We start from the raw sequence: 25,425 nt of genomic DNA, 5'->3' as shown, positions 1-25,425 counted from the left end.
AGAACAGTGGTTACGTTTGATTCCAGATGATCCTGGTGGTTTAATGCGAGAAAAATTCTTACGTGATCATTTACGAAGGGAACGCGGATGGTATCAATGAGAAAATTAATAATTATTGGTTTTTTTTATTTATTCAGTACATTAGTTTATGCTGAAGTACAAGTACAGGTTGAGCCCTCTCAAATAAGTATCGATGATTCATTCAGATTAATTCTGACTCAAGATAATTTACAAAATGGGGGTATTCCTGACCTGACCCCCTTACAAAAAGATTTTATGATCCTTGGCACCGAACGCCGCATGAACTATTCCATTATCAATGGGCAATCTCAATCATCCAGCGAATGGACCGTCACCTTAAAACCCCAAAAACAAGGTAAATTAACAATCCCAGGGATTAAAATCGGCAATGAATATACAAAACCATTAACAATTGATGTCACTGCAGGAACCTCTCAAAACACACCTACTTCGGCTAGCCCCCAGCGAAATCAAGATCTTTATTTAACGACTCAAGTTGATAAAAAAAATCCTTATGTAAACCAACAAATTATTTATAAAGTTACTTTATACAATTCGAAACATCTTTTAGATGCAGACTACCAAGGTCCTCAAGTAGAAAATGCCTTGATTGTTCCTTTAGGTGAAAACAGACGCTCTCAAATCCAAAAAAATGGGGTGACCTTTATTGTTGAAGAACAAAATTATGCTATTTTTCCTCAAAAAAGTGGCCCTCTAAAAATTAAATCCCCAGTTTTTACCGCTTTGATCTATGACTTTAATCCCGAACGAGTTAAAGCTACGGACAAAACGATTAGTCTCGATGTACAACCCATACCCAAAGAATTTTCAGGTAAAATATGGTTGCCCGCCAAAGGGGTTAAATTATTCGAACAGTATGAAAATTCCGCTCCAACCATCCCTCAAGGCAACACATTAATTCGTAACGTCATTATTGAGGGCGTGGGTGTTCCTGCACAACTTTTACCTACACCCAATTTTGCTGAAACAGATGGGGTTAGTGTTTACCCGGAGAAAGGTAAAGATAAAAATAGGGTAACGCAAGGAGAACTGATTGGCCGCACTGAGATTAAGATTACCTATTTATTCAATAAATCAGGAAAAATAACAATCCCAGAGTTAAAACTCCCTTGGTTCAATACAGAAACAGGAAAAGAAGAAGTAGCCACCTTGCCTGCAAAAACACTTGAAGTGACCCCCTCGAATACCGCCCCCGTCCCTGCAGCAAATCCCAATCAACCTGCAGTAAGCAAAAATCAAACGATTACCCAACCCATCCAAAACACGGTGGAGTCCACGTCATCAGCACAATTCAATTGGGCCTGGGTAGTGGCTGCACTTTTTGCGTTTGCCTGGCTGTTTACTATGGCGCTATGGGCTTGGCAAAGACGTAATAAAAATACGGGAAAGGGTCGATACAAAACCGCATTAAACGAACTTCATAAAGCCTGTGCACAAGGAAATCCTCAACGAGCGCGTGATGCCTTATTAAAATGGGCTAGAATGCATTGGCCAGATGCCCCCATATTGAATCTAACTGACTTAACACGTCTTACTGCTGATGCGCCTTTTAAAAAACAAGTGCAAATTCTGTCGCAAGTTTTGTACAAAAGCAAAGAAAAAGTCTTGTGGCGTGGGGATGAATTGTGGCGCAGTATACAACAAATGAAAAAAAATAATGCACGTAAACAAGAAAACAAAAATGACCTCCCGCCTATTAATCCGTCTTGAACAGTTCATTTTTAGAATGATTCATTGCCAGCAAGCTCCGGCATACTGCACTGAATGTGCAGTATGTACGCATTGAGATTTTTAGAACAACCTAGCTTCTATTTTGTGACTCTCGCTCATGCTGCTCAACATGACTAGGGGCATAGTCATTTTGAACCTTAAAATGAGTGTATAGTTTGTATTCGTGTCCTTCCTGGACACTCTCATTGCATTAAATTATTGTGCTCCTCATCATTTTGCTCTTTTATACCCTCACTTTCTTCATCATCTTCATTCTTTTGAGACACCGGTTTAAATAGCGTTTCGGAAACAAGGGCATGCGCAGATTGATCGGGTTGTGCTCCAGAATGACTGATTGGCTCACTCGCTACGGTGTGTTCTAATCGCTCTGCAATTTTTTCTATGTCAGCCATATCCTTTTTAACCCTTTTAGCCGAGCTATCAAATTCTGATTCGGTCAGAGCCTCTTTCTCTGCTGGCTCCTCATTCCCTTCTTTAGTAGATTCAGATTTTCCTGTTACATAATTAACTATTTTATTTGCAAGAGACTTGAACAAGGGAAAGGTCAGTCGTGCAACCGTATAGGCAATTGCCAAAGAAGCGGTTACCGCAAGTATTCCAAGTCCTACGGGAGGAGCGATTAAACTGAATATTGCTCCAATGAGTGCCAATGAAGCAAAGGCGACGCCGGCTGATTTATCCCAAACAGCAGTGGTACGCAACTTTTCTAATTTTTGCTCGCAGCGTACTTGATTATTAAGTAATTCTTGTAATGAATTAAATTGCTCTTTAATGGTACTTCGTTCACTTTCAATTTGTGATTCTAGGGTCTTATATTCCTCTATTTTTCCATCTTCCTTCGCTTTTTTAGCATCTGCCTCTAATTGTTCTAAATTATCAATTAAAGTCTTTAGCTGAATTTTTTTAGCCTCGATTTGTTCTTTGATATTGACTGTCTTGTCTTCCAGTTCATAACGTTTGTAATAAAGTTTAGTCAGTGTAATTAGACTCAGACCCAATGCAGTGATTGAGGTAACCAAGACAATAATAGGAGCTGCTGGAGGGAAAGCCAAAGCAGTTATTGTAAGTCCCAAAATTACTGCAGCATACACAAAACGCGCATTACGCGACAAAGTGAAAGGTACTTTTTGATTGGTTATATAAGCACCAAAATAAATAATCGGAACCTCCACAAAATCAGTGATGCTCGTCAGCAATTTAATAATATGAAAACCTTCAGCTGCTGCACTTGAAGCATGATTTACAATGCCTTCTACCATGACCAAGTGATTAATCGCACTTCCGGCACCCTCTAAAGAATCAATAAATTTACTCGCGAAAGGAAGCATTCGTAATATCGCCAAAGCAATCGACTTTTTGGATGCTTTAATTCCTTTCATAGTGTTTATTTTTTTTCTTAAGTACCCTACCGAATCAGCTTCTAGCTGTTCAAATGTTTCAATATCAGTCTTAAAGAACATTGCTTATCTCAATAAAATTAATTCCCATTTCAAGTATAACAAATTAATTATGATGTAGAGATGAATAGAAAAAGGATGGTTTAAATCTTATCTGGATAAATCCAGTTAAATAGTTTTCAGCACCTTTATTGCATTTTTTGGCTAAAAATGCAGGCGATATTGGGACAATGAATAAAAAAGTGTATAATTCCTCTTTTTGTTTCACAAATATTGATCAGTCATGAATCTTGAAAAATTATACGATGTTATTGTAGTAGGTGGTGGGCATGCGGGCACAGAAGCTGCTCTGGCTGCAGCACGCATGGGCGCACAAACATTATTACTGACTCATAACATGGATTTGCTCGGTCAAATGTCGTGTAATCCAGCCATCGGTGGTATAGGAAAGGGACATTTAGTCAAAGAAATTGATGCTTTGGATGGGGCGATGGCAAAAGCAGCGGATAGAGCCGGAATTCAATTTCGAACGCTTAATGCCTCTAAGGGACCTGCCGTGCGCGCTACTCGTGCACAAGCCGATCGCGTGCTTTATCGACAAGCCATTAGAGAACAACTCCAAACGCAAGAAAATCTGACTCTCTTTCAGCAAGCTGTTGATGATTTATTGATTGAAGGAGGCCGTGTAACCGCAGTAGTTACCCAAATGGGCCTTACCTTACGAGCTCGCGCGGTGGTCTTGACCGTTGGTACTTTTTTGGGGGGAAAAATTCACGTAGGAATGAACCAATATGCTGGTGGTCGAGCAGGTGATCCCCCAGCGATTGCTTTAGCAAAAAGCTTACGTGATCTTGATTTACCGGTAGGACGTTTAAAAACTGGAACACCGCCACGTATTGATCGTCGCTCCTTAGATTACAGCCAAATGACGGTGCAGCCTGGTGATACACCCATACCTGTTTTTTCCTATCTGGGACATGCCAGTGATCATCCACAACAAGTGCCTTGTCATATTACCCATACAACAGAAGCCACACATGAAATTATTCGCAATAATCTCCATCAGTCACCTATGTATGCAGGAGTTATTGAAGGAGTGGGACCACGCTATTGTCCCTCTATTGAGGATAAAATTGTTCGTTTTGCGGATAAATTATCACATCAAATCTTTGTCGAGCCTGAAGGGTTGACCACTGAAGAAATTTACCCCAACGGTATTTCTACAAGCCTGCCCTTTGAAGTTCAAGTACAGTTTGTCCGTACGATTAAAGGTTTTGAGAACGCCCATATTACTCGTCCAGGATATGCGATTGAGTATGATTACTTTGACCCTCGTGGATTAACTTCGTTCTTGCAGACGAAACCAATTCCCAATTTGTTTTTCGCGGGCCAAATCAATGGAACAACCGGCTACGAAGAGGCTGCAGCACAAGGAATCATTGCCGGCATGAATGCTGCCCTACAGGTTCAAGAAAAAGAACTTTGGTGCCCACGACGTGATGAAGCGTATATTGGCGTGTTGATTGATGATCTCATCACCTGTGGAACTCAAGAACCTTATCGAATGTTTACTTCTCGTGCCGAATACCGTCTGCTTTTACGGGAAGATAATGCAGATTTACGCCTAACGGCTAAAGGTAGGGAATTAGGTTTAGTCGGCGAAAAACGTTGGCAACATTTCTCTACTAAAACTGAAGCAATAGAATCTACTCAGGCGCTACTGCATAACACTTGGGTGCGTGTAGGACATAATGAACGCTTAAAAGATATACTGCTCAATCCCATGCAACACGATAATCGGGCCTCTGAATTTCTTAAACGACCTGAAATAAATTATCAGCATTTATTAATGCTCGATGATTTAAACTTGCCTGAGTTAACCACAGAGGTGAGCGAGCAAATCGAAATTCAAAACAAATATGCAGGTTATATCGAAAGACAACAGCAAGATATAGAAAAAATGCGTAAACACGAGAATACGAGATTACCTGAGTCGCTGGATTATAGTGAGGTCAGCGGATTATCCAATGAAGTAATCCAAAAACTTACAAACATTAAACCTGCTACTTTAGCCCAGGCTGGTCGTATTTCTGGCGTCACTCCTGCGGCCTTGTCGCTTCTTTTAGTCCATTTAAAAAAACAGCGAATTGAGGCATGAAGGAATCAATAGCAAGAATACAACCACAACTCGCAGAGGGTTTGCAGCAATTTAATTTGCAGGCACTGCTCCCCTCTTTATCTGATTATTTATTCTTACTTAATAAGTGGAATTTAGCTTATAATCTCACAGCAATTCGTGATCTTGAGTCTATGGTTGGTAAGCATCTATTGGATAGCCTGGCTATTTTACCTTGGCTTAAAGGAAATCAAATTATTGATGTAGGAACCGGTGCAGGCTTGCCGGGTATCCCACTCGCTTTGGCTAGACCCGATTTTAATTTTGTTTTGTTGGACTCTAACGGTAAAAAAACGCGCTTCCTGCACGAAGTAAAACGACAGCTCAATTTAAAAAATGTTGAAATTGTACAATTTAGAGTCGAAAACTACCACCCAACTCAAGGTTTTGATACAGTAGTAAGTCGAGCTTTTAGTAGCCTTGAACAAATGATTCAGTGGACGCAACATCTTATTGCTGATGAAGGAATCTGGCTGGCAATGAAAGGGCGTTATCCTGATACAGAATTGAATGAAATAAAGCAAAACTGCACGGTAAAACATTATACTGTCGCAGGGGTTGAAGGCGAACGCTGTTGCGTCATTATTGAAAATCAACCTAAGAATAGTGGGGTCAACTAGGGCTTGGATTTCGCTATCTTGAGCCAAAATGGCCTAATTTTCGAGCACCGAAACGCAGCATACACGAAGTATGTGAGTATCGGAGCACAGAAAATTAGGCCATTTTGGCCAAGATAGTAGAAGGGTAAGCTCTAGTTCACTGCTTTTCAGGTTCAACCAAGGAATAAATCATGGCAAAAGTTATAGCCATTGCCAACCAAAAAGGTGGGGTAGGCAAAACCACTACAGCGATTAATCTAGCTGCTTCTTTAGCAGCAAATCGACAACACGTTTTACTTATTGACTTGGATCCACAAGGTAACGCAACTATGGGTAGTGGCGTGGATAAAAGTCAGTTGGTACATACCACCAATGATGTCTTATTACATGATTGTCTTGCAGAGCAGGCATGTCTTGCCACCACATGTGGTTATGATTTAATCCCCGGAAATGATGATTTAACGGTAGCTGAAGTCAGCCTGATGGAACGCAATCATCGTGAAACCTTCTTATATAAAGCATTACAGCCCATTCAAAATAATTATGACTTCGTCTTGATCGATTGCCCACCCGCGTTGAATACTTTGACCATCAATGCATTTGTAGCTGCAGACTCAGTTCTTATCCCTATGCAATGCGAATACTACGCTCTTGAAGGCTTAGCGGCATTGCTATCGACTATCGAACAGGTTAGAGCCTCAGTAAATCCTCGTTTGCACCTTGAGGGGGTGTTACGAACCATGTACGATGCGCGTAATCGATTGTGCTCCGAGGTGTCGAAACAGCTTATAGAACACTTTCCAACCAAGGTCTACAGAACCGTAGTACCACGTAATGTCAGACTTGCTGAAGCACCCAGCCATGGGTTGCCTGCCTTACAATACGATAAAACATCACCCGGCGCAGCAGCCTATATGGTCCTTGCTTCCGAGTTAATTAATAAACAGACTGTAGTAGGATAAATGGGGTAATTTATGACAGTAAAACGTAGTAGTTTAGGGCGTAATTTATCCGCTTTATTAAGCCAATCAAATGGTATTCTTTTAAATGAGAAGCCCCCAGCTGAAAGCCTAAAGCTTTCTATAGATTGTTTGCAACCAGGAAAATATCAACCTCGTGGCGAAATGGAAGAGGCACCTCTAATGGAACTTGCCCAATCCATTAAAAAGCAAGGTTTGCTTCAACCGCTATTAGTTCGTGAATTGAGTAGCGGGCGTTATGAAATAATTGCCGGTGAGCGTCGCTGGCGAGCCAGCCAATTAGCAGGACTTACCGAAGTTCCAGTGATTTTAAAACAAGTTGATGATGAGACAGCTATGGCTATGGCTTTAGTTGAAAATTTGCAGCGTGAAGATCTCAATGCCATGGATCAAGCACGTGCGATGCATCGATTGACGAACGAGTTTTCTCTCACACATCAACAGGTTGCAGATCTCTTGTGTAAATCCAGGACTGCAGTCAGTAATTACCTGCGATTATTGGCCCTATCAACTGGCGTTAAAAAACTTTTAGAGCATGGTGATCTTGATATGGGGCATGCCCGCGCCTTATTGATGTTGGATGAAGAGCAGCAAAATCAAGTAGCGCAATTGATTGTTGCCAAAAATTTATCGGTACGTGAAACCGAAAAGTTGGTTGAACGCATTAAATCCGGAAAAATAAAGGACCAGCAACCTGATCTAGGCCATTCTCATACGTACCACGAGCAGTTAAACAATCTGTCACAACATTTGCAAACTTCAATTAAGCTAAAACCTGGAAAAGCAGGCAAAGGCTCATTAGTTATTCACTATGACAATGAACATTTTTTGCAAATGATCATTGATCAATTGGGTCGTACGCATCAATGATTTTGTTCCTGTAATCAATCCAATAACCTAGCTCTCCTAGGTTATTGCAATCCGTTAATCGGTGTGTAGTAGCCAGCCTGATTCTCCCGATAAACAGGAATGGTTACAACCACCTAAAGTACTCAGTCATAGACTATCAAATGCAACCAATCAATCAAGCGTGCTCGGTAGTTTCGCTGTTATAGGTTCAAATTTTAAAAAGAGCTTTATATTAAGCTACACTTATAGATATAAGCTGGTTATATTGCCAGGAGTCTGCAATGTTAATAGAGCCAGTCCAACCTGTTTATGTTCTAATGAAAATTGGCGAAGATGAATTTGTAGGCCAGCTGCTGAGTTTGTCTGAAGAAAAATTAGAGCTCAAATGTGATGAGTATATTGAAAAAGATATTGAGATTTCTTTTTTTGCAAAGCACTTTCGTGGCCAAGCAATTATTGAGGAAATAAAATTTGCTCACTCATTTTTTACCTATCAATTAACGATTCAAGAAATTCAATTCCAGCCTGGTTTGTTGATCAATACTCGTTTATGAACGAATGAGCCTGAATTTCTCTTCTGCATGAATGTTCGAAACGTGACGGAGGTTCCACCCCCTTTTTTTATACAAAGAGTTTTCGATAATCAATATTAAGAGTAATTAACCAGTTGTTCTCAATTCGTGTCATTCCCGCACAGGCAGGAATCCATCCATCAAATTAATTCCTTACTTCGTTTGCAGTATGGATTACCGCCTGCGCGGGAATGACACTATATAGAAAGAATGTGCTCATTTAAAAGCCGCTAAATTGCGCAAAAAAAGTGACGACCCCTCAGGGCCAAGTCCGAATTTGCTAAGTTTTAATCTGCTACATTTTAAATTCCGACGGTAAAAAACTTTCTTTGTTTTCATCGTAAACTGCCTTCAATTTATTTATAAATTCATCCTTGGCAGCACGAGCTTCCGCAATACCTCGAGCTACTTCAGCGCTAGTAAAAAATGCAATTTGATAACGCTGCTGAAGTTCCTTTTTTGTGTTAGGAACTTGAGGAGCAATAACTACTTTCTTTCCATTGGCAAATTTAATTGAAGAAGGGTTTTGCTCGTTCTCGGCCAATAAAGTAACTAAGTCATGTAAGTTATTTATTTTTTTATCATTGACTTCGACGACTCGATGACTTTCACATAAAGCACCGCGACTTAAAGCAAAATTTTCATACCCATCCGTATCTTCAGAGGCAAAAATGTGATGTAACACCACAATTTCATATTGTTCGTCATCTAATGTAGATGCTGTGAAATCATTAAACATAGGAGGCATATTAGAATAGTCGGTAATCGTCCTTTGTCCGGTAGCATAATTCGATTTATAAGTATCCATTAATGCTTGGGTGCATTTTACAAATACAAAGCCTCCATTTTTTCCAGACGGCTGAATGTGATACTTAAGTGGTTTACCGTCCTTAATCCCTAATATATTACGCCCCAATTGCTCATTTAATCTAATCTCAATCTTCAGTGTTTCGTGCTCACTGTCGCTATTTTTTCTTTGAATTAGAAACTCCATCTTATCCATGTATTTTTTTCTTTGGATTAAATAAAGAAATGATATGGGATATCCTAATTCTGCTACTTCCACATGCCCATTCGCCAGGATTGGATGACCATCGATTTCGAGAATAACATCTCCGTCTTGCAATTTATTAAATGCACAAGAATTTTTGGATACCTTTGTTACGTAAATTCCTGTCAGTTCTTCATCTAAAGTACTAGGCTTCATTCCTACTTGATGTCGTAATGCAGAGTTTTTTAATGATTGCCATTGGAAGGAAACTTGTGGCACTGTGACGTAATCAATGCATTTTGCATCCTTAAGCTTTCCAAATTTCTTATAATTTTCTATTACTTGTACCACCGTGGTCGCAGGAATAAAATAACCTACGTTACTTAAGGAAGTGTTTCCTTGAGTTACAATACCTACACAGACTTCTTTATCTTTAACTTGTACTGTAATTGGTCCCCCACTATTCCCTGGATTAATTGGAGCACTCGTCTGAACGGTGATTCCGGGAAGATTGGAATAAGCAATCTGCGAAATTTCAGTTCTGGAAATATGGCCTTTGGTAAAAGAAAGTCCTTTACCTCCAGCGGGATAACCATAAGCATTAACTTCGGTAGATGAGGCTTGAAATTTAGTGTCTACTTCTAAAGGCTCCACTTTTTTTAATATTAAACTCGCTCCTTCCTCAGTATTCGCTTTGAGGATAGCAACATCCATAACTGGGTCTACCCAGACTGCAGTGACAGGAATTTCATGAGAGCCCTGATTAAATTTCGCTTTTAAAAAATGAGCATTGGCTACCGCATGGGCATTAGTGACCAGATACACAGTTCCTTCATATTTTAAGACTGAAACAGTGGCGCTTGATTTAGAGGGAGAGCCAGTTGACCAGGCCGTTGTGTAGTTAACGGATTGCTTTTCTGCTTCTAGTTTGAGTGTTGAGTTATTTAACATAATTACCCTACAAAATATTGAAAGGCAGCGATTGTTTATTTAAATCACATAAAAATCAATATAGATGCAAACTATTTAATTAATGAGATTTGCTTATGATGCAAAATTGCACCAATAAGCCCGACAATCCCCCATTAGAGAGAGTTTATGACCTAAAAAAATTGCATCATGAAACGTCCCTCGCACAGTTCGATTTATTTGGATTAATAATATTTTAAAGAAAATCGGCCGCTATAGACCCACATTTGAGCAGCATGCTTAAAGTAATAACAAGGAATTATGGATTGCATCCTTAGCGCGACAAAGTTACTCATTCAATTATCAGGTATGAACAATAAAAAAATATCGATAATTTTCCTAATTTCTGCCAACTTTAAAAGATATGTGTCGATTCTTCAGAGTTGGGCCTTAGCCCAACTCTTCTAGGAATAGATAATGCATAGGACACTTTCGTTGCGCCAAGGCCCAACCTAGCGTATTTATAACCAATAAACAAAAACAAACAAGAACAACCAGACCACGTCTACAAAGTGCCAATACCAGGCAACACCTTCGAATCCAAAATGACGCTCTGGTGTAAAATGTCCCAACTTGCAACGAACCGCGATTACTATCAGCATAATAGTACCCAAGGTTACGTGCAGACCGTGAAATCCTGTGAGCATAAAAAAGGTCGTTCCATAAATACCAGCAGAAAGTGTTAAATTCATCTTGGTATATGCTTCATGATACTCATAGCTTTGCAATACCAAAAACAAAATACCTAGGGCAATGGTTAAAACCATTCCAATAAGTACTTGCTTGTGCTTTTCTAATTTTAAGGCCCAATGTGCCCAAGTGATAGTAACCCCTGAGGTTAATAAGATAAGCGTGTTCACAGCGGCTAATCCCCAAGCTCCCATTGCCTCCTCGGCACCAGCAAAAACTTTATTATTGGGGTTATCTAATAGAGGCCAGGTGGAATTAAAATCAGGCCATAAGGTAAAATGTGTGATGGGATGTACATCGCCCCCTAAAAGCGGAACAACCCAAAATCGGGTATAAAACAAGGCACCAAAAAATGCTCCGAAAAAACAAACTTCAGAAAAAATAAACCAGCACATTCCCCAACGAAATGAGCGATCAACCTGTTGGTCATAGACTCCTTTTGAGTTCTCATAGATGACTTGGCCAAACCAACCAAATAGCATAAAAATCATAATTCCCATGCCAATACTGAATATGTAAGGCCCATACCAATCGTGATGAAGCCAAGACGCCGCACCTACAAGCAGAGTAGTCAGCCCACATGATGCAACCAAAGGCCAATGGCTTGGCTTAGGGACATAATAAGTACCATGTGCTCCCATTATATTTTTATCTCCTGTATCAATAATCTGTTCTAAATACGCTCTCTATGGTTGGGCGTTGTTAAATCGTATGAACTTTGTCAGACTCCACACCACCAAAAGTGCATTAAGCCTTATCGGTTACATCGAATAAAGTATAAGACAATGTAACGGTATTTACTTTTTCGGGTAAATCAGCATCCAAATGAAATAGTAAAGGCATATCCATAGCCTCATGTCCATTTAACGTTTGCCGAGTAAAGCAAAAACATTCTGTTTTTTTCAGATATTTAGCAGCAATACCAGGGGTAACGCTCGGTATCGCTTGTACCGTCATCTGATGGTCCGTTTTATTTTCTGCATAAAAGGCAAGTTTTGCTATTTCGCCAGGATGTACCTTGATCTTTCGAGTTTTGGGATAAAATGCCCAAGGGACACCACTATTGTTGGTAGCAACAAACTCAACTGTTATTTCTCTTTTTTTATCAATTTTAGCCTTAGTTATATCATAAGCGACTGCCTCGGGATTTGTTTTACCATTAATACCCAGTGACTTACATAAACTGTTGTAAATGGGTACTAATGCAAAGCCAAAGGCAAACATACCTAGCACAAGGCCGGATAAAATTATGATTAACTTTTGATGGCCTTTTTGTTTTTTCATACAGCAAACCTATAAATCCAACTTCGGTGGAGTTGTAAATGTGTGATACGGGGGTGGAGAAGGCAAGGTCCATTCTAAACCATATGCACCCTCCCACGCTCTGCCTGCTGCAATGTCTTTTTTAGTACCTTTCTTTCTCACAGTAGCAATCACATTATATAAAAAGAGCAGTTGGGTAAAACCAAAGATAAATGCTCCAATTGAAGAGATCATATTAAAATTGGTGAACTGTAACGCATAATCGGGGATCCTTCTTGGCATACCGGCCAGTCCTAAGAAGTGCATGGGGAAAAATGCCACGTTCACTGAAATAACAGATAACCAGAAATGCCATTTACCTATACATTCGTTATACATATGGCCTGTCCATTTGGGTAACCAATAGTAGGTAGCAGAAAATAAGGCAAAAATTACACCGGGAACCAGAACATAATGGAAATGTGCTACCACGAAATAACTATCTTGATACTGGAAGTCTGCAGGTACCAATGCCAACATCAGGCCAGTAAATCCGCCTATAGTAAATAAAAAGACGAACGCTAAGGCAAACAACATAGGGGTTTCGAAGGTCATGGAGCCTCTGAACATCGTACTGACCCAGTTAAATACTTTAATCCCTGTGGGTACCGCAATAAGCATCGTGGTGTACATGAAGAATAGTTCAGCACCCAGGGGTATCCCGGATGTAAACATATGGTGCGCCCAAACAATAAATGACAATATAGCAATACTGACGGTCGCATAAACCATAAAATAATAGCCGAACAATGGCTTACGGCTAAAGGTAGGGATTACTTCGGATATAACCCCGAAAGCGGGTAATACAAGAACATATACTTCGGGATGTCCAAAAAACCAAAATACGTGTTGGAACAGTATGGGATCACCACCACCTGCTGCATTAAAGAAGCTGGTACCAAAATGACGGTCAGCCAACATCATCGTTACTGCGCCAGCCAAGACAGGCATAATTGCAATCAATAAAAAGGCGGTAATTAACCAAGTCCATACGAACATCGGCATTTTCATCAAAGTCATGCCTGGTGCCCGTAAATTGAGTATGGTCGCAATAATATTTATCGAACCCATAATCGATGAAATACCCATCATATGGATTGAAAAAATCATGAAATCGGTACTTGGTGGGGCGTATTTGGTAGATAGAGGTGCATACATCGTCCACCCAAAGTTAGGACCGCCTCCAGCGTGAAAAGTTGTGGAAAGCAATAAGGTAAACGCAAAAGGTAAAATCCAGAAACTCCAGTTATTTAAACGGGGCAAAGCCATATCTGGAGCCCCGATCATCATTGGAATTTGCCAGTTCGCCATTCCAGTAAATGCGGGCATGACCACGCCAAATAACATGATTAACCCATGAAGCGTTGTCATTTGGTTAAAGAAATTAGGGTCAACAAAGCGATGGCCTGGCTGAAATAATTCTGCGCGAATAAGCAATGCCATGCCGCCAGCTAAAAAGAAGCTGATCATTGCAAGCCACAAGTAAAGTGTACCAATGTCTTTGTGGTTTGTAGTAAACAACCAGCGTTTTATAAATCCTAAGACGCCCTTGCCTTGTTCAGGACCATGATCGTCATGTTTTTCATCGTGTGCTAATGTATAACTGCTCATTGCAAACCTCCAGCTTGAACTTTATTAACCATGGTTGGTTGTTGATTAGCTTTCTGACGTTGTGCCGCAACTTCTGCAGCTTGAACTTCATCATTAGTGTTATTCTCCCAGGCATTACGTTCATACGTCACAATAGCAGCAATTTCCTCATCGGTTAGTTGATCTTTATAAGGCTGCATCGCTGAACCAGGAATACCGTTAAGTATTGTATCTATATGCCGTGAAATAGGATTGCCTGTTGCTACAGAGCTCCCTTTAAGTGCAGGATACATGGGTGGAATACCCTTGCCATCAGGTCTATGACATGGAGAACAAAACTGTTCATATTTTTGCTTTCCAAGAGTGAGTAATTCATCTCGGGTCATTGTTTTTTGTGCTGCTGCAGTTGCTTCTTCTTTGTTATATTGGTCTTGTGATTTTGTTTGCGCAGCAACCCATTTATCAAAATCATCTTGGCTTACCGCTTCAACAACGATAGGCATAAATCCATGGTTGACACCGCAGAGTTCAGCACATTGCCCTCTGTATGTTCCTGGTTTTTGTATTGTCGCCCAAGCTTCGTACATGAACCCAGGTATCGCATCGCGTTTAATACCTAGTTCAGGAACCCACCATGAATGGACAACATCATTTGAGGTAACTAAAAAGCGAATTTTTTTATTCACTGGCAAAACCATGGGTTTGTCTACTTCTAATAAATACCAATCATTCTTTTTTTCTTTATTTTGAATTTGTGCAAAAGGTGTCGATAAGGTGCTAAAAAAACTTATTCCTTGATCAAGATACTCATACTGCCATCGCCATTGGTAACCCACTATTTTTACCATTATTTCTGATTGTCTTGTATCGTCCATACGGATTAAAACACGAGTAGCTGGGATCGCAAGTCCGACAAGAATTAAGAAAGGAATAATTGACCAGACAATTTCTAATCGGGGGTTATCATGAAATGATGCGGCCTTATAACCTTTAGATTTCCTATGGTGAATCATGGAATAGATCATCACGCCAAATACCACAACCCCGATAACGGCACATACTGCCATACAGACCATATGTAAGTAGTACACGTCCCTACTGACAGGCGTTACCCCTTCATGCATATTTACCTGCCAGAAATCCGCAGCAGCGAATATGGGTTGGCTTGCAACCCAGGCACCAAGCATTGTTAATAATCTACAGATCTTTAACCTGTTTAACATCCCCGTTCCTCGTCTTGTCAATAAGCTAGGCGACCTAGCTTCAATTTAGTTTTATATATTTTCAATTTATCCCCTACTTTCGTGGGGGATAGTGCAATCAGTACTACACTACCACAATGAGTAGTTTCCTTCGGATTTAGATTTACTGACCATAAACTTAATTGCCTCAATTACTTCATTGGTAGTGCATTGCTTACAGCCGCCTTTTTTCGGATGGCCTTTCCCATTGACAGTATTCTCAATCAATACATCCATGTTTTTTGCTATCAGGGATTTCCATGCCTCTTTATCACCAATTTTAGGCGCACCATTTTTTCCGTCATTATGGCAAGCCGCACAGTTTTCGTTATAAACGGCCTCTCCACTTGCAGGATATTTTTCTGCACCACCTGACTTTAGATTTTCTAACTCCGTACGAGTTAATGACTCATTCAGTAGGTAGTCAACCGCTGAAATGATGTCGTTATCAGAACAAGTGACACACGCCCCTTTGTACGGCATTGAGTTAAAACCATTAATCGCATGGTGATACAAGCCTGTTAAGCCACTTGTTTTTAATCGCTCATACCAACCTGCTGCGTTACCAATTAAAGGTGCACCCATTACGCCATCTTGGTGACAAATAACACATGCCGTGAAGTAAACCTGTTTTCCACGATCGAGCGAAGGAGGTTCATGAGAAGGTGGTAGACCTAAAGGCTCTTCACTGGCTACTGTTTTCAGATAGGTAGCAATAGCCATCCTATCTGCATCAGTTAAGTACATCAAACTATTATGATTTACTTCTGCCATAGGCCCAGCTACAGGACCAGCATTATTTATCAACTTATTGTATTTGAAGACATCGGTAACTTGCTCATGAGTTGCAGTCTCTAATCCATACTTGGTGATATTTGGTGCCCAATAGCCATTGATAAATCCACCGGTCAAATAATATCTGTTCTTCGGTGCGCCAAATGGATTTAAAGGGGTATGGCACATACTGCAATGTCCTAGACCATCTACAATATATTTTCCTCGATTCCATTCAGGAGAGCGGCCTTTTTCATATTGAAATCCATGACCTTCAGGGAAGAAGAATAATAAGTTCCATCCCCACAGAGTAAACCGAGATCCCGGGACATTAAATGGGAAAGGTAATGATTTATTTGGTAAATTAACTGGAGGCAAGCTCATAAAATAGGCATATAGAGCACGCGCATCATCATCCGTTATTTTAGAAAAATAAATATAAGGGAATACAGGAAAATAGTTTCTCCCTTTAGGATCCCGACCTTCTTTAAGGGCGCGAATAAAGTCTTTCTCTGTCCAGTTACCAATCCCAGTTTCTTTATCCGGAGTGATATTAGGGCTATAAAAAGTCCCGAATGGAGTTTCTATAGGCAATCCACCGGCATAGGCAGGTGTCCCTGCTTTTACATTGGTATGACAGGAAATACAATCGCCTATCTTTGATAAATACTCCCCGCGCTCAATTAAACTTTGTTGCTCGCCAGTAGCTGGAGCCGTAGGTGGATAAACAGGATAATATCCATCATGAATTTGTAATTTCTGTTGAGCCGGTGCAGCATTTTCTGCATGTAATAATTGACCTGCCATGCCAAGTACGGCCAAAGTTGCAGTGACAATTAGCTTTCTTAGTAACAAAGAGCCCACGCCCCCTCCTATTTGTTCTTATTTTGTACGCTTCTCTTACGGAGACAGAGTAATCGACGCATTTTATACTCCACAACGCATAAGTTGCAATGTTATAATTGCTATCTTTGATTATTTTTCTATTGTGATTATGTTTGTTTATCTTGATGGTTTGCTTTTAGGTTTATCTTTAATTATTGCCCTCGGTCCGCAAAACGTCTTTTTGATTAAACAAGGCGCACAAAAGAATCATGCGGTGCTTTCGGCTGTTATCTGTTTTATCTGTGATCTCATTTTAATTTGTTCTAGTATTGCAGGCTTACATGAATTGTTACTCGTTCGTCCTGTTCTACAAATTTGGATGATGCTGTTAGGTACATTATTTCTCCTTTTTTATTCCGCAAAAGCATTAGCGAATGCATTTTCAAAATCAGCAAAAAATACAGAAACTACGTATCAACCACGTACCAAGACCCAAATTATTCTCCTGGCTTTAGGATTTAGCATACTAAACCCTCATGCCATTATTGATTCTCTGGTCATCATCGGTGGCGGCAGCAGCGGGTATCCCAATCAAGAACATATTTTTTTATTAGGCGTCCTCACCTCAAGCTTTCTTTGGTTCAGCTCATTAACATTTACTGCGCGATATTTTTCCGACGTCTTAACTAAAGCCAATGTGTGGAAAGGAATTGAGTTACTTAGTGGTTTATTAATGGCCTTGATAGGGATTAAGATCGGAACCGATTGTTTAGGCTTAATTTCAGAGATGATTGGAAAATCGATTTCGTAGAAAGGGCCAATCAGTGTGTCGCCAATTGACCCAGTGGAATGACACATAGCAAGTCCAACCTCGCAGCGTGAATATCTCATAACCATTAATTCATGTCAACATAGCGCTTGAAGCACCAGTCAATGCACAGGTCACCAAATAGGTACTCCAATCAACAGTTTTTTGGTCATACACCTCTTTGGGTGAGGATTCTGGTCTGGTGGTGTAGGCGCATTCGAGGGCGCATCCGCCAAGCAATTAACTCTTGAGTAACGTTTGCAAAGAGTTCTATTGTTGTTCTAACTCACTTCCGTTAAACTCAAGCTTTCATAAAATATGAGCAATACATGTTTTACGGCGATACTATCCAAGAGACAAGGCAACTATTTTTTTCCAGTTGGGAAAAATACCAGCATAAAAAATTGTTGTCCCCTTTAGAAAATGAGATTGTCCAAGTGATATTAGCCCATCCTGAATATCACAAGATGTTAGAGAATCAAGATAAATTTCAACAACACACTTATTTCCCTGAATCAGGAGAGCCCAATCCATTTCTGCACATGGGACTTCATCTGGCAATTAGGGAGCAAATAGCTACGGATCGCCCAAGCGGTATTCATCTTATCTATAAGAATTTAGTCAAAAAATATAATGACTCTTTGGTAGTTGAGCATTTAATGATGGAACAATTAGCCGAATGCTTATGGCTTTCACAGAAAAATAAACTCCCTCCTGATGAAACACATTACTTACAGGCTTTAGCTGACCTTTGAATTAGTTCCTCCTGCTCCCGTTATCCCGGGTTGGACGAGGGAGCTCCCACTGTAATATTGTGCTCCAGCGTGGAGTTCCCTCGGAATGACGAACGCGATGAAAGAAGGGGCAAAGGTGGGGCGGATGAGGTTTGATTGTAACAAATGGCCCCCACCCTAGCGCTCTCCCGCAAACGGGAGAAGAGACTCTTCACTAGGCGCTGCTAAATCAGCTTGTTGTTCCACATGATATTCAAGAATATCTCCAGGCTGACAATTTAGATAAGCACAAATTGCTTCCAATGTCGCAAAGCGAATCGCTTTAGCTTTGCCGTTTTTTAAAATAGACAAATTCGCTTCAGTAATTCCTATGGCCTCCGCCAACTCCTTCAGCCTGCATTTGCGTTTTGCCATCATCACATCCAGATTAACAATAATAGACACGTGCATATTCCTTAAATTGTTAATTGGGTTTCAGATTTTAGCTGATGTGCTTCTTGAATAATCCAGGAAGCTACCAAAATAATAAATGCGGTAATTAAGGTGGACAAATTTGCTGAATTTAAGGTAATACTGGCGATACGTTCTCCTTTAGGGTTATTAAAGGTGAGTGCTGCTGTCATTAAGGGTTGATAAAATAACTGCACCAATTCACCTAAAATCATATAAATACTTACCTGTTTAATTAATTTGATATTTTCCTCTTCAAACAAATAGCCTTTTTCAAAAAGCCTGAACAATTTAGCCAGCTTATGGCAGATTAAGACCGTAATTGTCAGCGGCATCCACTCAATCGCCAACAAGACACTCCGATGCAACCAAGAAAAATGCGAAGGATCATAGATTTTTTCTGCAGAAATTAAGGAAGACCAGGCCCCAATATGACACATCCAATCGAATTTAAATAAGATTAAGCAGCTGGTCGTGAGTGGGATAAACCAACAAAGATTACGAAATAGCAGATACAAAATATGACTGGTGTTTTTTATTTTTTTCATGATAAATACCCATTAACAAGACTATTTAATTATAATAAATATTTATCGTTTTACAATAATAATGTATTATTTATTGATATTATTTTCTTTTCCCTCACATGCAGCTCCCCAAAGTGATATGACAGCGAACAACTGAGGAGAGCCAATGAATTCTAGTTGGTTTTACAACGTAGATGATATATTAGGCACCAAACTATCAAGCTTTTCTTGCAAAAGATTTAGATTTTTAGGTACGACAATAAATTGGAAATTATCATTTTGGAAGTTAACGGGAAAGGCGTTTGGTTTAATGTACTGTGCATTATTGCGTTTTTGCACCGTAAATCTATTTTCCGGTCTCTGATCGAAATCAACGCAATCAGACTTTTCAAGGACCGACAGCACCTCCGTTATTTTGGGATCAATCTGGCTTAAAGACCAAAACTTTTTGCTGCGGATATGTGGAAAAGGTCTTGTATAACTGCCTTCCCCGCTAACAACAACCAAATCCTGGATGTGTTTATCATTTGGAAAATGCTCTTTAATTAAAGTAAGGGCTTTTTCTAATTGCTCTCCCTCTAAATGTACTTGTTCTTTATTAGTAAAATATTTTTCTAAATGCGCTTTATTAACTGCTTTTATAATAATTGCTATTTGATTGGAATCATCAGTGGACTTTACTTCATAAATTAATTGGCCTCCGAATTGGACAAACCCTGAGAGTCTTAATTGAGCATTCTTTCCTTTTGTATCTTCTTTATCGAGAAAAATTCTAAGGTCGATTGGATATTCAGAGCTACTGGACTGAAAATAAAGCGAAAATCCATCATTCGTCTCCAAGTCACAAAATTTATTGAGCAGACTCTTAATTTCATTAAAATCTTTTTGATCTTGAGAAGCGACGTAGTCCATGATAGAAAAATGATCACCAGGATTATTTCTCGTATAATTCACTACCTCATTATTACCCTCCTGATGAGCGGGCTCTTCGAGTTTTTGCAAATCCTGAATGGGATAAAACATTTGATTACCCCTTTGCACTTTAATGTAGTGACAACGGATGTCATGTAATCCACTTCTGATGATGAATGCATTGACTTCAGGAAAACGCATATCTTCTTTAGGGAATTGAAAATTACCTTGAGTCACATTAAGAAATTCAGGATAAGCAACTTTGGTAATAATAAATGTAGATTGGCTCCCCTCGTTAACTTTTTCTTCAAAGTGAATTAAATTGTATTTGATTTGTAACAAGGTTAAACGTCTTCTTATTTCTGATGTCTTAGGATCTAAGGTAGGTAAAGGTAGGGTTCTTAAATCAGTTAATGCCCCATCCGCGCTATCGCGACTGGTTGATTCGCCTAACTTAAAACCACCGTCATTTAAATCCAAAAGCTGATTGACTCGCCTTTTAACAGCACTAATGGTTGAAGTACCCTCTTTGTCATTCATGGAAGTAAGCTCAATAATTGCTTTCATAAATTTTACCTGCCCCTTGTTTTTGATTTAAAAATGAAATTTGGCGAAATAGTATCTAGATTATGTTAAAAATAAAACAATTGAATAAAAAAACTCCCGTGCTCATACACATTACCTCATGAAGACGTGGATCATATAAGACTGGGTATCCTCTGCAAAATCGGTTAATATGGAGCATTAAATAACAAATCTGTGTTCTCCGTATGGCTGATCAAGAAAAAAAAACTCATTTTGGTTACTCGACTGTCGGTTGGGATGAAAAAGAACAGAAGGTCGCTGAGGTTTTCCATTCCGTAGCCAAAAACTATGATGTGATGAATGACTTAATGTCTTTAGGCATCCATCATCTTTGGAAGCGCTATACTGTAGCCTTAAGCCAAGTACAACCCGGACAGTCTGTCTTAGACTTGGCGGGAGGCAGTGGCGATTTAACGCGATTATTATGTAAAAAGGTTGGTGATTCGGGTCGAGTTGTTCTTGCGGATATCAATTCGGCCATGCTTCATGTGGGGAGAAATCGCTTATTAGACGAAGGCTTATATAAAAACATTGATTATGTACAAGGTAATGCCCAATGCCTGCCTTTTGCTGATAATAGCTTTCATTGTATTACCATGGGTTTTGGCTTGAGAAACGTCACCGATAAAGAAGCAGCACTGCGCTCGATGTATCGTGTATGCAAACCCGGCGGGAAAGTGATGATTCTTGAGTTTTCAACGCCCACCTTTCCCGGACTAAAACCGATTTATGACTGGTATTCGTTTAATATTTTACCTAAAATAGGAGAATTTATTGCGAAGGACAAATCCAGTTATCAATACCTTGCTGAATCGATACGCATGCACCCCAATCAAATCAAACTTAAAGAAATGATTGAACATGCAGGATTTGAAGACTGCCACTATGACAATCTCAGCGGTGGCATAGTTGCCTTGCACATTGCCTATAAATATTGAGTGCATTATGTTAAAAAAATACTCCTTAAAGGCTCTCCAAATGGCCATTAATAAAGCAGCCAAATTGGATGAACAGATGCCAGTCAAGCTAAAAGCGCTTGATAACAAAACTCTTGAGATGATAATAAGCCCTTTAAATGTTAATTTTTTTATACTTTTTAAAGACGGTGAAATCATCTTGCTTGATTGTTATGATAAAGAAGCAGACACCATCATTCACAGCAATCCTTTGGGTTTAATTCGCCTAAGTTTATTACCCGCATCGAAAGCACGATCGTTGTTTAACGATAAAATTCGTATGACTGGAGATACTGAATTAGGGCAACAAGTAAAAAAGCTATTTGATGAGATGGATATTGATTGGGAAGGACATCTGGCTCACTTTACCGGAGATGTGGTGGCACATCAAATTGGTGCTTTTGTACGTAAAGGAATCTCCCTAAAAAAGAAAATTGAAGAATCCATGCGGCAAAATGTGTCCGAATATGTTCAAGAAGAGTTACGCGTGATTCCCACTAAATATGAATTGGAAGATTTTTTTTCCGAGGTCGATGAGTTATCTTTAAGCGTTGAGCGCCTTCAGGCTCATGTCAATCAACTAATAAGCCGCTATGAAATCAATTAAAAAGCTCATTCGTCTTATTCACATTAACTATATTCTGGCTAAAAACGGGCTGGATAATGTAGTGGTGTCATTAAGATTGTTTGCACCCTTGCGCTTCATTGTTTATTTAAATCCTTGGAATTGGTTTCGCAAGGAGCATTTAACCCATGGCGCGGCACTTCGTAAGTCTTTGGAGGAGCTTGGGCCTATTTTCATTAAATTTGGCCAAGCACTCTCTACCCGGCCCGATATTTTACCTCCAGATATCGCCCTTGAACTCAGCAAACTACAGGATAAAGTACCTCCTTTTCCCAGCGAGCAAGCAATGGCCATTATTGAAAAAGCCTATGGCTTGTCCCCCTACGAAGTCTTTGCTGAATTTGATTCCATACCCTTGGCATCCGCTTCAATGGCACAAGTCCATGCAGCAACCTTAAAAACAGGTGAAGACGTAATTGTTAAAGTACTACGGCCTAATATGCGACGCATTATTGAGCAAGACTTAAGCATTATGCACACTATCGCCAAATGGGCGGATCGCTATTGGCCTGAAATGAGACGTTTAAAACCCAAGGAAATTGTAACAGAGTTTGAACATACCCTACTCGATGAACTTGATTTATTAAGAGAAGCTGCGAATGCAGCTCAATTAAGAAGAAACTTCGAGAATTCTCCGATTTTATACATTCCTGAAATATATTGGGATTATTCTCGTACCAATGTGATGGTGCTGGAGCGAATCCATGGCATCCCCGTATCAGATATTAATAGTTTACAGGCACATGGAATAGATATAAAAAAACTCGCTGAACGTGGCGTAGAAATTTTCTTTACCCAGGTATTCCGTGACTGTTTTTTTCATGCAGACATGCATCCAGGAAATATTTTTGTCTCCTACAAAAATCCCAAAGACCCCCAATATATTTGCATTGACTTTGGCATCATGGGCACCTTAAATGACAATGACAAGCGCTATTTAGCTGAAAATCTCCTCGCTTTTTTTAATCGCGACTACCGACGGGTGGCCGAACTGCATGTTGAATCAGGTTGGGTTGCTCGTACTACGCGTGTTGAAGAATTCGAAAGTGGGATTCGTACTGTTTGTGAACCTATTTTTGAACGACCTTTAAAAGACATTTCATTTGCACAAGTCGTGTTGCGCCTTTTTCAGGTTGCAAGGCGTTTCCATATGGAAGTACAACCCCAACTGGTTTTATTGCAAAAGACTTTATTGGCCGTAGAGGGCCTAGGGCGTCAACTCTATCCCGATTTAGATTTGTGGACCACGGCTAAGCCTTTTCTGGAAAAATGGGTAAGAGATCAAATAGGACCCAAAGCATTCTTCACCCAATTAAAGCATAATCTTCCCTTTTTCGCAGAACAATTACCGAATATGCCAAAACTGCTCTTTGATTTTCTAGAGCTTAAAAAAGAAGAATTAATAATAAATAAAGAGCGCGCCAACGCGCAGCCAGAAAATGAAAAGCCAGCAGTACAATGGAATAGCATAGCAATGGGTGCAGGACTTTCTTTCCTTTTAGTTAGCCTGCTCGACTATTTGCATCTTATCCACCACAAGCAGCTTGCTCCTCTTGCTTTAACTGGAGCCATTTTAACGGGTCTGTTTGTACTTATTAACCGCAACGCGAGGAACTAACATGGGATTAAGTGGCATCAGCCCTCTTTCTTTATTATTAATTCTAATCATTATTGTTGCCCTTTTTGGCACCTCTAAATTGAAAACCATAGGCACAGATCTTGGTGAAGCAATTCGCAATTTTCGCAAAGCGTTGAATGAAGAACAAACACAGGACTCCTCAAAAGAGGATAATAAATCCTCATGAGCAGTGGTGAACTTCTTGTCATTTTGATTGTTGCCCTCATTGTCTTTGGACCCAAAAAACTCCCGATGCTGGCAACCCATTTAGGCTTATTACTAAGAAAATTTAATCAGCTTAAAGCCCAAGCGGCCTCGTTGTGGCAAGAGCAACTTAATGCAGTTCAATTACAAGAAAATCAACGTAAGGCTAAAGAAGCAGATGAGCAATATAAAAAGGAACAATCGTCCTAAATTTAGGAAAAATAGTAAAGCAAGCCAGGTAACCTAACTGGCTTCGTATCTCTTAGCCGCCAAAAATTTGTGCTGAAAACGCTGATTGAAGTGCACGTCGATACGTCAAATGGGGCTTTGGTCAACACGAATGAAAGCATTCCTTCCTATCAGTTAAAATAAGAAGGAATGCTATAAATGTCCCTACAGTAAGTCTGAAATTAACGTTTTTTAAAACCAAAAATTCCAGTTCGAAATGCCCCTGTTTTACCTATTGCGGTTGTAGGAGCTACAGCCTTTGCCGGAGCGGTCAATGCGGCAGGAGCAGTCTTTCCTACAGCTGCTTTATGCAATACAGTGACTTTTCCACCAACAGCGGTACCTCCACCGCCAACAATCCCTCGGAATCCCACAAACCCGTAGCGCTGAACTGCTGCAGGATTAGCTACACCTGTTGTTTTTACTGTAGCTGGAGTACCGACTTTAGTTACCGGAGCCACAGTTGCTGCCTTCGTCGGACCTGTATTTATATTAGTAACTGGAGTAGCTGTCGTCCCTCCTGAACCGACATGAGTTACAGTGGATGAGGATCCGGTTGCAGAGCTGACGCCAGTCAGTCCGGTCGATGACGTTGCAGAACCTACGCTGGTCACCCCCGTCGATGAAGAGGTTGCAGAACCCACATTAGCTAGTCCAGTTGACGTACTTGTTGCAGCACCCACACCGGACACCCCAGTCGCTGCTGTTGCAGATCCGGCACTGCTAACTCTTGCTGGCGCTACAGCAGTAGCTGAAGCTGTTGTTGTTGCCAATGCAGAAGCCGCAGCTGTAGTTGCGGCATGAACAGAATAACTTGGCAAAATGAGCGCAAAAGAAAACACACTTCCAAAGCATGCTTTGAACAATTTAGAATACAACATGATGATTAATACCCCTGCAAAAAAATGAAAACATCAGGTAATTGTTGAAACAAATCACCTATAAAAAAGTATAGTCATGAGAAGCTAAATTTCCATGTAATTGTTTAAGATTTGCGCTATTTTTAGTATTTAAACTCAGACTCCGCCTGGGTGTTCTCCTTCGAGGTCA

24 protein-coding genes are annotated in these 25,425 nt (G+C 40.0%); 13 read left to right on the top strand and 11 right to left on the bottom strand.

The annotated features are described in order from the left end of the window. The first annotated feature begins 96 nt into the window (after positions 1-96). Entirely contained in the window at positions 97-1,752 is a 1,656-nt protein-coding gene (locus EL022_RS03810) for a BatD family protein (protein WP_028382435.1), read from the top strand. A 203-nt stretch (positions 1,753-1,955) separates the two neighbouring features. Here the strand turns inward: EL022_RS03810 and EL022_RS03805 are convergent, their stop codons facing one another. Continuing rightward, the gene (locus EL022_RS03805) at positions 1,956-3,233 is read right to left on the bottom strand and encodes a hypothetical protein (protein ID WP_028382434.1); all 1,278 of its coding nucleotides are present in this window, start codon (positions 3,231-3,233) and stop codon (positions 1,956-1,958) included. Between the two features lie 220 nt (positions 3,234-3,453). Here EL022_RS03805 and mnmG point away from each other — a divergent pair, with 220 nt between their 5' ends. The 5 genes from mnmG (at position 3,454) to EL022_RS03780 (ending at position 8,328) form a co-directional block, all read left to right on the top strand. Then, complete coding sequence (gene mnmG, locus EL022_RS03800) at positions 3,454-5,328, top strand: tRNA uridine-5-carboxymethylaminomethyl(34) synthesis enzyme MnmG (RefSeq protein WP_028382433.1); 1,875 nt, start codon at positions 3,454-3,456, stop codon at positions 5,326-5,328. After that, a complete protein-coding gene (gene rsmG / locus EL022_RS03795) occupies positions 5,325-5,966 on the top strand; it encodes a 16S rRNA (guanine(527)-N(7))-methyltransferase RsmG (RefSeq protein WP_028382432.1) in 642 nt (213 codons plus the stop codon). Before mnmG ends, rsmG begins: the two co-directional genes overlap by 4 nt. Positions 5,967-6,136: 170 nt before the next feature. Continuing rightward, the gene (locus tag EL022_RS03790) at positions 6,137-6,907 is read left to right on the top strand and encodes a ParA family protein (RefSeq protein WP_028382431.1); all 771 of its coding nucleotides are present in this window, start codon (positions 6,137-6,139) and stop codon (positions 6,905-6,907) included. A gap of 12 nt (positions 6,908-6,919) precedes the next feature. Beyond that, positions 6,920-7,795: a ParB/RepB/Spo0J family partition protein gene (locus tag EL022_RS03785; RefSeq protein ID WP_028382430.1), complete on the top strand. Its 876-nt coding sequence runs from the start codon at positions 6,920-6,922 to the stop codon at positions 7,793-7,795. A 260-nt stretch (positions 7,796-8,055) separates the two neighbouring features. Beyond that, on the top strand, positions 8,056-8,328 hold the full coding sequence (locus tag EL022_RS03780; protein ID WP_028382429.1) for a hypothetical protein: 273 nt from the start codon (positions 8,056-8,058) through the stop codon (positions 8,326-8,328). A 313-nt stretch (positions 8,329-8,641) separates the two neighbouring features. On the opposite strand, the gene EL022_RS03775 is transcribed toward EL022_RS03780, so the two are convergent. From EL022_RS03775 to EL022_RS03750, 6 genes are all read right to left on the bottom strand, one after another. Then, positions 8,642-10,288, bottom strand: coding sequence for a S1C family serine protease (locus tag EL022_RS03775; RefSeq protein ID WP_028382428.1), 1,647 nt, complete (start codon positions 10,286-10,288; stop codon positions 8,642-8,644). 479 nt (positions 10,289-10,767) lie between these two features. Further along, complete coding sequence (locus EL022_RS03770) at positions 10,768-11,637, bottom strand: cytochrome c oxidase subunit 3 (protein ID WP_028382427.1); 870 nt, start codon at positions 11,635-11,637, stop codon at positions 10,768-10,770. 106 nt (positions 11,638-11,743) lie between these two features. Then, on the bottom strand, positions 11,744-12,280 hold the full coding sequence (locus EL022_RS03765; RefSeq protein ID WP_028382426.1) for a cytochrome c oxidase assembly protein: 537 nt from the start codon (positions 12,278-12,280) through the stop codon (positions 11,744-11,746). Between the two features lie 9 nt (positions 12,281-12,289). Then, positions 12,290-13,909, bottom strand: coding sequence for a cytochrome c oxidase subunit I (gene ctaD, locus EL022_RS03760; RefSeq protein WP_028382425.1), 1,620 nt, complete (start codon positions 13,907-13,909; stop codon positions 12,290-12,292). Continuing rightward, complete coding sequence (gene coxB, locus EL022_RS03755; RefSeq protein ID WP_028382424.1) at positions 13,906-15,111, bottom strand: cytochrome c oxidase subunit II; 1,206 nt, start codon at positions 15,109-15,111, stop codon at positions 13,906-13,908. The genes ctaD and coxB overlap by 4 nt, the downstream gene beginning before the upstream one ends. Before the next feature lie 108 nt (positions 15,112-15,219). Then, complete coding sequence (locus tag EL022_RS03750; protein ID WP_028382423.1) at positions 15,220-16,767, bottom strand: c-type cytochrome; 1,548 nt, start codon at positions 16,765-16,767, stop codon at positions 15,220-15,222. Between the two features lie 130 nt (positions 16,768-16,897). On the opposite strand from EL022_RS03750, the gene EL022_RS03745 reads away from it, so the two are divergent. Together EL022_RS03745 and EL022_RS03740 are read left to right on the top strand one after the other, a co-directional pair. Continuing rightward, positions 16,898-17,539, top strand: a complete 642-nt coding sequence (locus EL022_RS03745) for a LysE/ArgO family amino acid transporter (RefSeq protein ID WP_035901336.1) — start codon at positions 16,898-16,900, stop codon at positions 17,537-17,539. A gap of 326 nt (positions 17,540-17,865) precedes the next feature. Further along, the gene (locus EL022_RS03740; protein ID WP_028382422.1) at positions 17,866-18,291 is read left to right on the top strand and encodes a DUF1841 family protein; all 426 of its coding nucleotides are present in this window, start codon (positions 17,866-17,868) and stop codon (positions 18,289-18,291) included. A gap of 156 nt (positions 18,292-18,447) precedes the next feature. Here EL022_RS03740 and EL022_RS03735 read toward each other — a convergent pair whose 3' ends face one another. The 3 genes from EL022_RS03735 to EL022_RS03725 all read right to left on the bottom strand — a co-directional run bounded on the left by EL022_RS03735 (position 18,448) and on the right by EL022_RS03725 (position 20,726). Then, positions 18,448-18,714 carry a helix-turn-helix domain-containing protein gene (locus EL022_RS03735; protein ID WP_051544516.1) on the bottom strand — a complete coding sequence of 89 codons (267 nt, stop codon included), beginning with the start codon at positions 18,712-18,714 and terminating at the stop codon, positions 18,448-18,450. Between the two features lie 11 nt (positions 18,715-18,725). Continuing rightward, entirely contained in the window at positions 18,726-19,268 is a 543-nt protein-coding gene (locus EL022_RS03730) for a DUF2975 domain-containing protein (RefSeq protein ID WP_028382421.1), read from the bottom strand. Between the two features lie 162 nt (positions 19,269-19,430). Then, a complete protein-coding gene (locus tag EL022_RS03725) occupies positions 19,431-20,726 on the bottom strand; it encodes a hypothetical protein (RefSeq protein WP_028382420.1) in 1,296 nt (431 codons plus the stop codon). A gap of 203 nt (positions 20,727-20,929) precedes the next feature. Here EL022_RS03725 and ubiE point away from each other — a divergent pair, with 203 nt between their 5' ends. From ubiE to EL022_RS03700, 5 genes are read left to right on the top strand one after another with little or no spacing between them, the layout of a single operon-like run. Beyond that, on the top strand, positions 20,930-21,682 hold the full coding sequence (ubiE, locus tag EL022_RS03720; protein ID WP_028382419.1) for a bifunctional demethylmenaquinone methyltransferase/2-methoxy-6-polyprenyl-1,4-benzoquinol methylase UbiE: 753 nt from the start codon (positions 20,930-20,932) through the stop codon (positions 21,680-21,682). Positions 21,683-21,689: 7 nt separating this feature from the next. Further along, positions 21,690-22,307 carry a ubiquinone biosynthesis accessory factor UbiJ gene (locus EL022_RS03715; protein WP_028382418.1) on the top strand — a complete coding sequence of 206 codons (618 nt, stop codon included), beginning with the start codon at positions 21,690-21,692 and terminating at the stop codon, positions 22,305-22,307. After that, positions 22,294-23,943, top strand: coding sequence for a ubiquinone biosynthesis regulatory protein kinase UbiB (gene ubiB / locus EL022_RS03710; RefSeq protein ID WP_028382417.1), 1,650 nt, complete (start codon positions 22,294-22,296; stop codon positions 23,941-23,943). Before EL022_RS03715 ends, ubiB begins: the two co-directional genes overlap by 14 nt. A 1-nt stretch (position 23,944) precedes the next feature. Further along, positions 23,945-24,130, top strand: coding sequence for a twin-arginine translocase TatA/TatE family subunit (tatA, locus tag EL022_RS03705; RefSeq protein ID WP_028382416.1), 186 nt, complete (start codon positions 23,945-23,947; stop codon positions 24,128-24,130). Beyond that, entirely contained in the window at positions 24,127-24,357 is a 231-nt protein-coding gene (locus EL022_RS03700; protein ID WP_028382415.1) for a Sec-independent protein translocase subunit TatA/TatB, read from the top strand. The genes tatA and EL022_RS03700 overlap by 4 nt, the downstream gene beginning before the upstream one ends. A 200-nt stretch (positions 24,358-24,557) precedes the next feature. Here the strand turns inward: EL022_RS03700 and EL022_RS03695 are convergent, their stop codons facing one another. Beyond that, a complete protein-coding gene (locus tag EL022_RS03695) occupies positions 24,558-25,256 on the bottom strand; it encodes a hypothetical protein (protein WP_126325089.1) in 699 nt (232 codons plus the stop codon). Positions 25,257-25,425: the final 169 nt, after the last annotated feature.

Source organism: Legionella cherrii (assembly GCF_900635815.1).
In the GTDB taxonomy this organism is placed as follows: domain Bacteria; phylum Pseudomonadota; class Gammaproteobacteria; order Legionellales; family Legionellaceae; genus Legionella; species Legionella cherrii.
Note: the sequence above shows the minus strand (reverse complement) of the source record. Positions and strands in the feature narration are given on the sequence as shown.

Coding starts and splice junctions, on each gene's coding strand:
- EL022_RS03810 (WP_028382435.1), top strand. CDS start 97: ATGAGAAAATTAATAATTATTGGTTTTTTTTATTTATTCAGTACATTA.
- EL022_RS03805 (WP_028382434.1), bottom strand. CDS start 3,233: ATGTTCTTTAAGACTGATATTGAAACATTTGAACAGCTAGAAGCTGAT.
- mnmG (WP_028382433.1), top strand. CDS start 3,454: ATGAATCTTGAAAAATTATACGATGTTATTGTAGTAGGTGGTGGGCAT.
- rsmG (WP_028382432.1), top strand. CDS start 5,325: ATGAAGGAATCAATAGCAAGAATACAACCACAACTCGCAGAGGGTTTG.
- EL022_RS03790 (WP_028382431.1), top strand. CDS start 6,137: ATGGCAAAAGTTATAGCCATTGCCAACCAAAAAGGTGGGGTAGGCAAA.
- EL022_RS03785 (WP_028382430.1), top strand. CDS start 6,920: ATGACAGTAAAACGTAGTAGTTTAGGGCGTAATTTATCCGCTTTATTA.
- EL022_RS03780 (WP_028382429.1), top strand. CDS start 8,056: ATGTTAATAGAGCCAGTCCAACCTGTTTATGTTCTAATGAAAATTGGC.
- EL022_RS03775 (WP_028382428.1), bottom strand. CDS start 10,288: ATGTTAAATAACTCAACACTCAAACTAGAAGCAGAAAAGCAATCCGTT.
- EL022_RS03770 (WP_028382427.1), bottom strand. CDS start 11,637: ATGGGAGCACATGGTACTTATTATGTCCCTAAGCCAAGCCATTGGCCT.
- EL022_RS03765 (WP_028382426.1), bottom strand. CDS start 12,280: ATGAAAAAACAAAAAGGCCATCAAAAGTTAATCATAATTTTATCCGGC.
- ctaD (WP_028382425.1), bottom strand. CDS start 13,909: ATGAGCAGTTATACATTAGCACACGATGAAAAACATGACGATCATGGT.
- coxB (WP_028382424.1), bottom strand. CDS start 15,111: ATGTTAAACAGGTTAAAGATCTGTAGATTATTAACAATGCTTGGTGCC.
- EL022_RS03745 (WP_035901336.1), top strand. CDS start 16,898: ATGTTTGTTTATCTTGATGGTTTGCTTTTAGGTTTATCTTTAATTATT.
- EL022_RS03740 (WP_028382422.1), top strand. CDS start 17,866: ATGTTTTACGGCGATACTATCCAAGAGACAAGGCAACTATTTTTTTCC.
- EL022_RS03730 (WP_028382421.1), bottom strand. CDS start 19,268: ATGAAAAAAATAAAAAACACCAGTCATATTTTGTATCTGCTATTTCGT.
- EL022_RS03725 (WP_028382420.1), bottom strand. CDS start 20,726: ATGAAAGCAATTATTGAGCTTACTTCCATGAATGACAAAGAGGGTACT.
- ubiE (WP_028382419.1), top strand. CDS start 20,930: ATGGCTGATCAAGAAAAAAAAACTCATTTTGGTTACTCGACTGTCGGT.
- EL022_RS03715 (WP_028382418.1), top strand. CDS start 21,690: ATGTTAAAAAAATACTCCTTAAAGGCTCTCCAAATGGCCATTAATAAA.
- ubiB (WP_028382417.1), top strand. CDS start 22,294: ATGAAATCAATTAAAAAGCTCATTCGTCTTATTCACATTAACTATATT.
- tatA (WP_028382416.1), top strand. CDS start 23,945: ATGGGATTAAGTGGCATCAGCCCTCTTTCTTTATTATTAATTCTAATC.
- EL022_RS03700 (WP_028382415.1), top strand. CDS start 24,127: ATGAGCAGTGGTGAACTTCTTGTCATTTTGATTGTTGCCCTCATTGTC.
- EL022_RS03695 (WP_126325089.1), bottom strand. CDS start 25,256: ATGTTGTATTCTAAATTGTTCAAAGCATGCTTTGGAAGTGTGTTTTCT.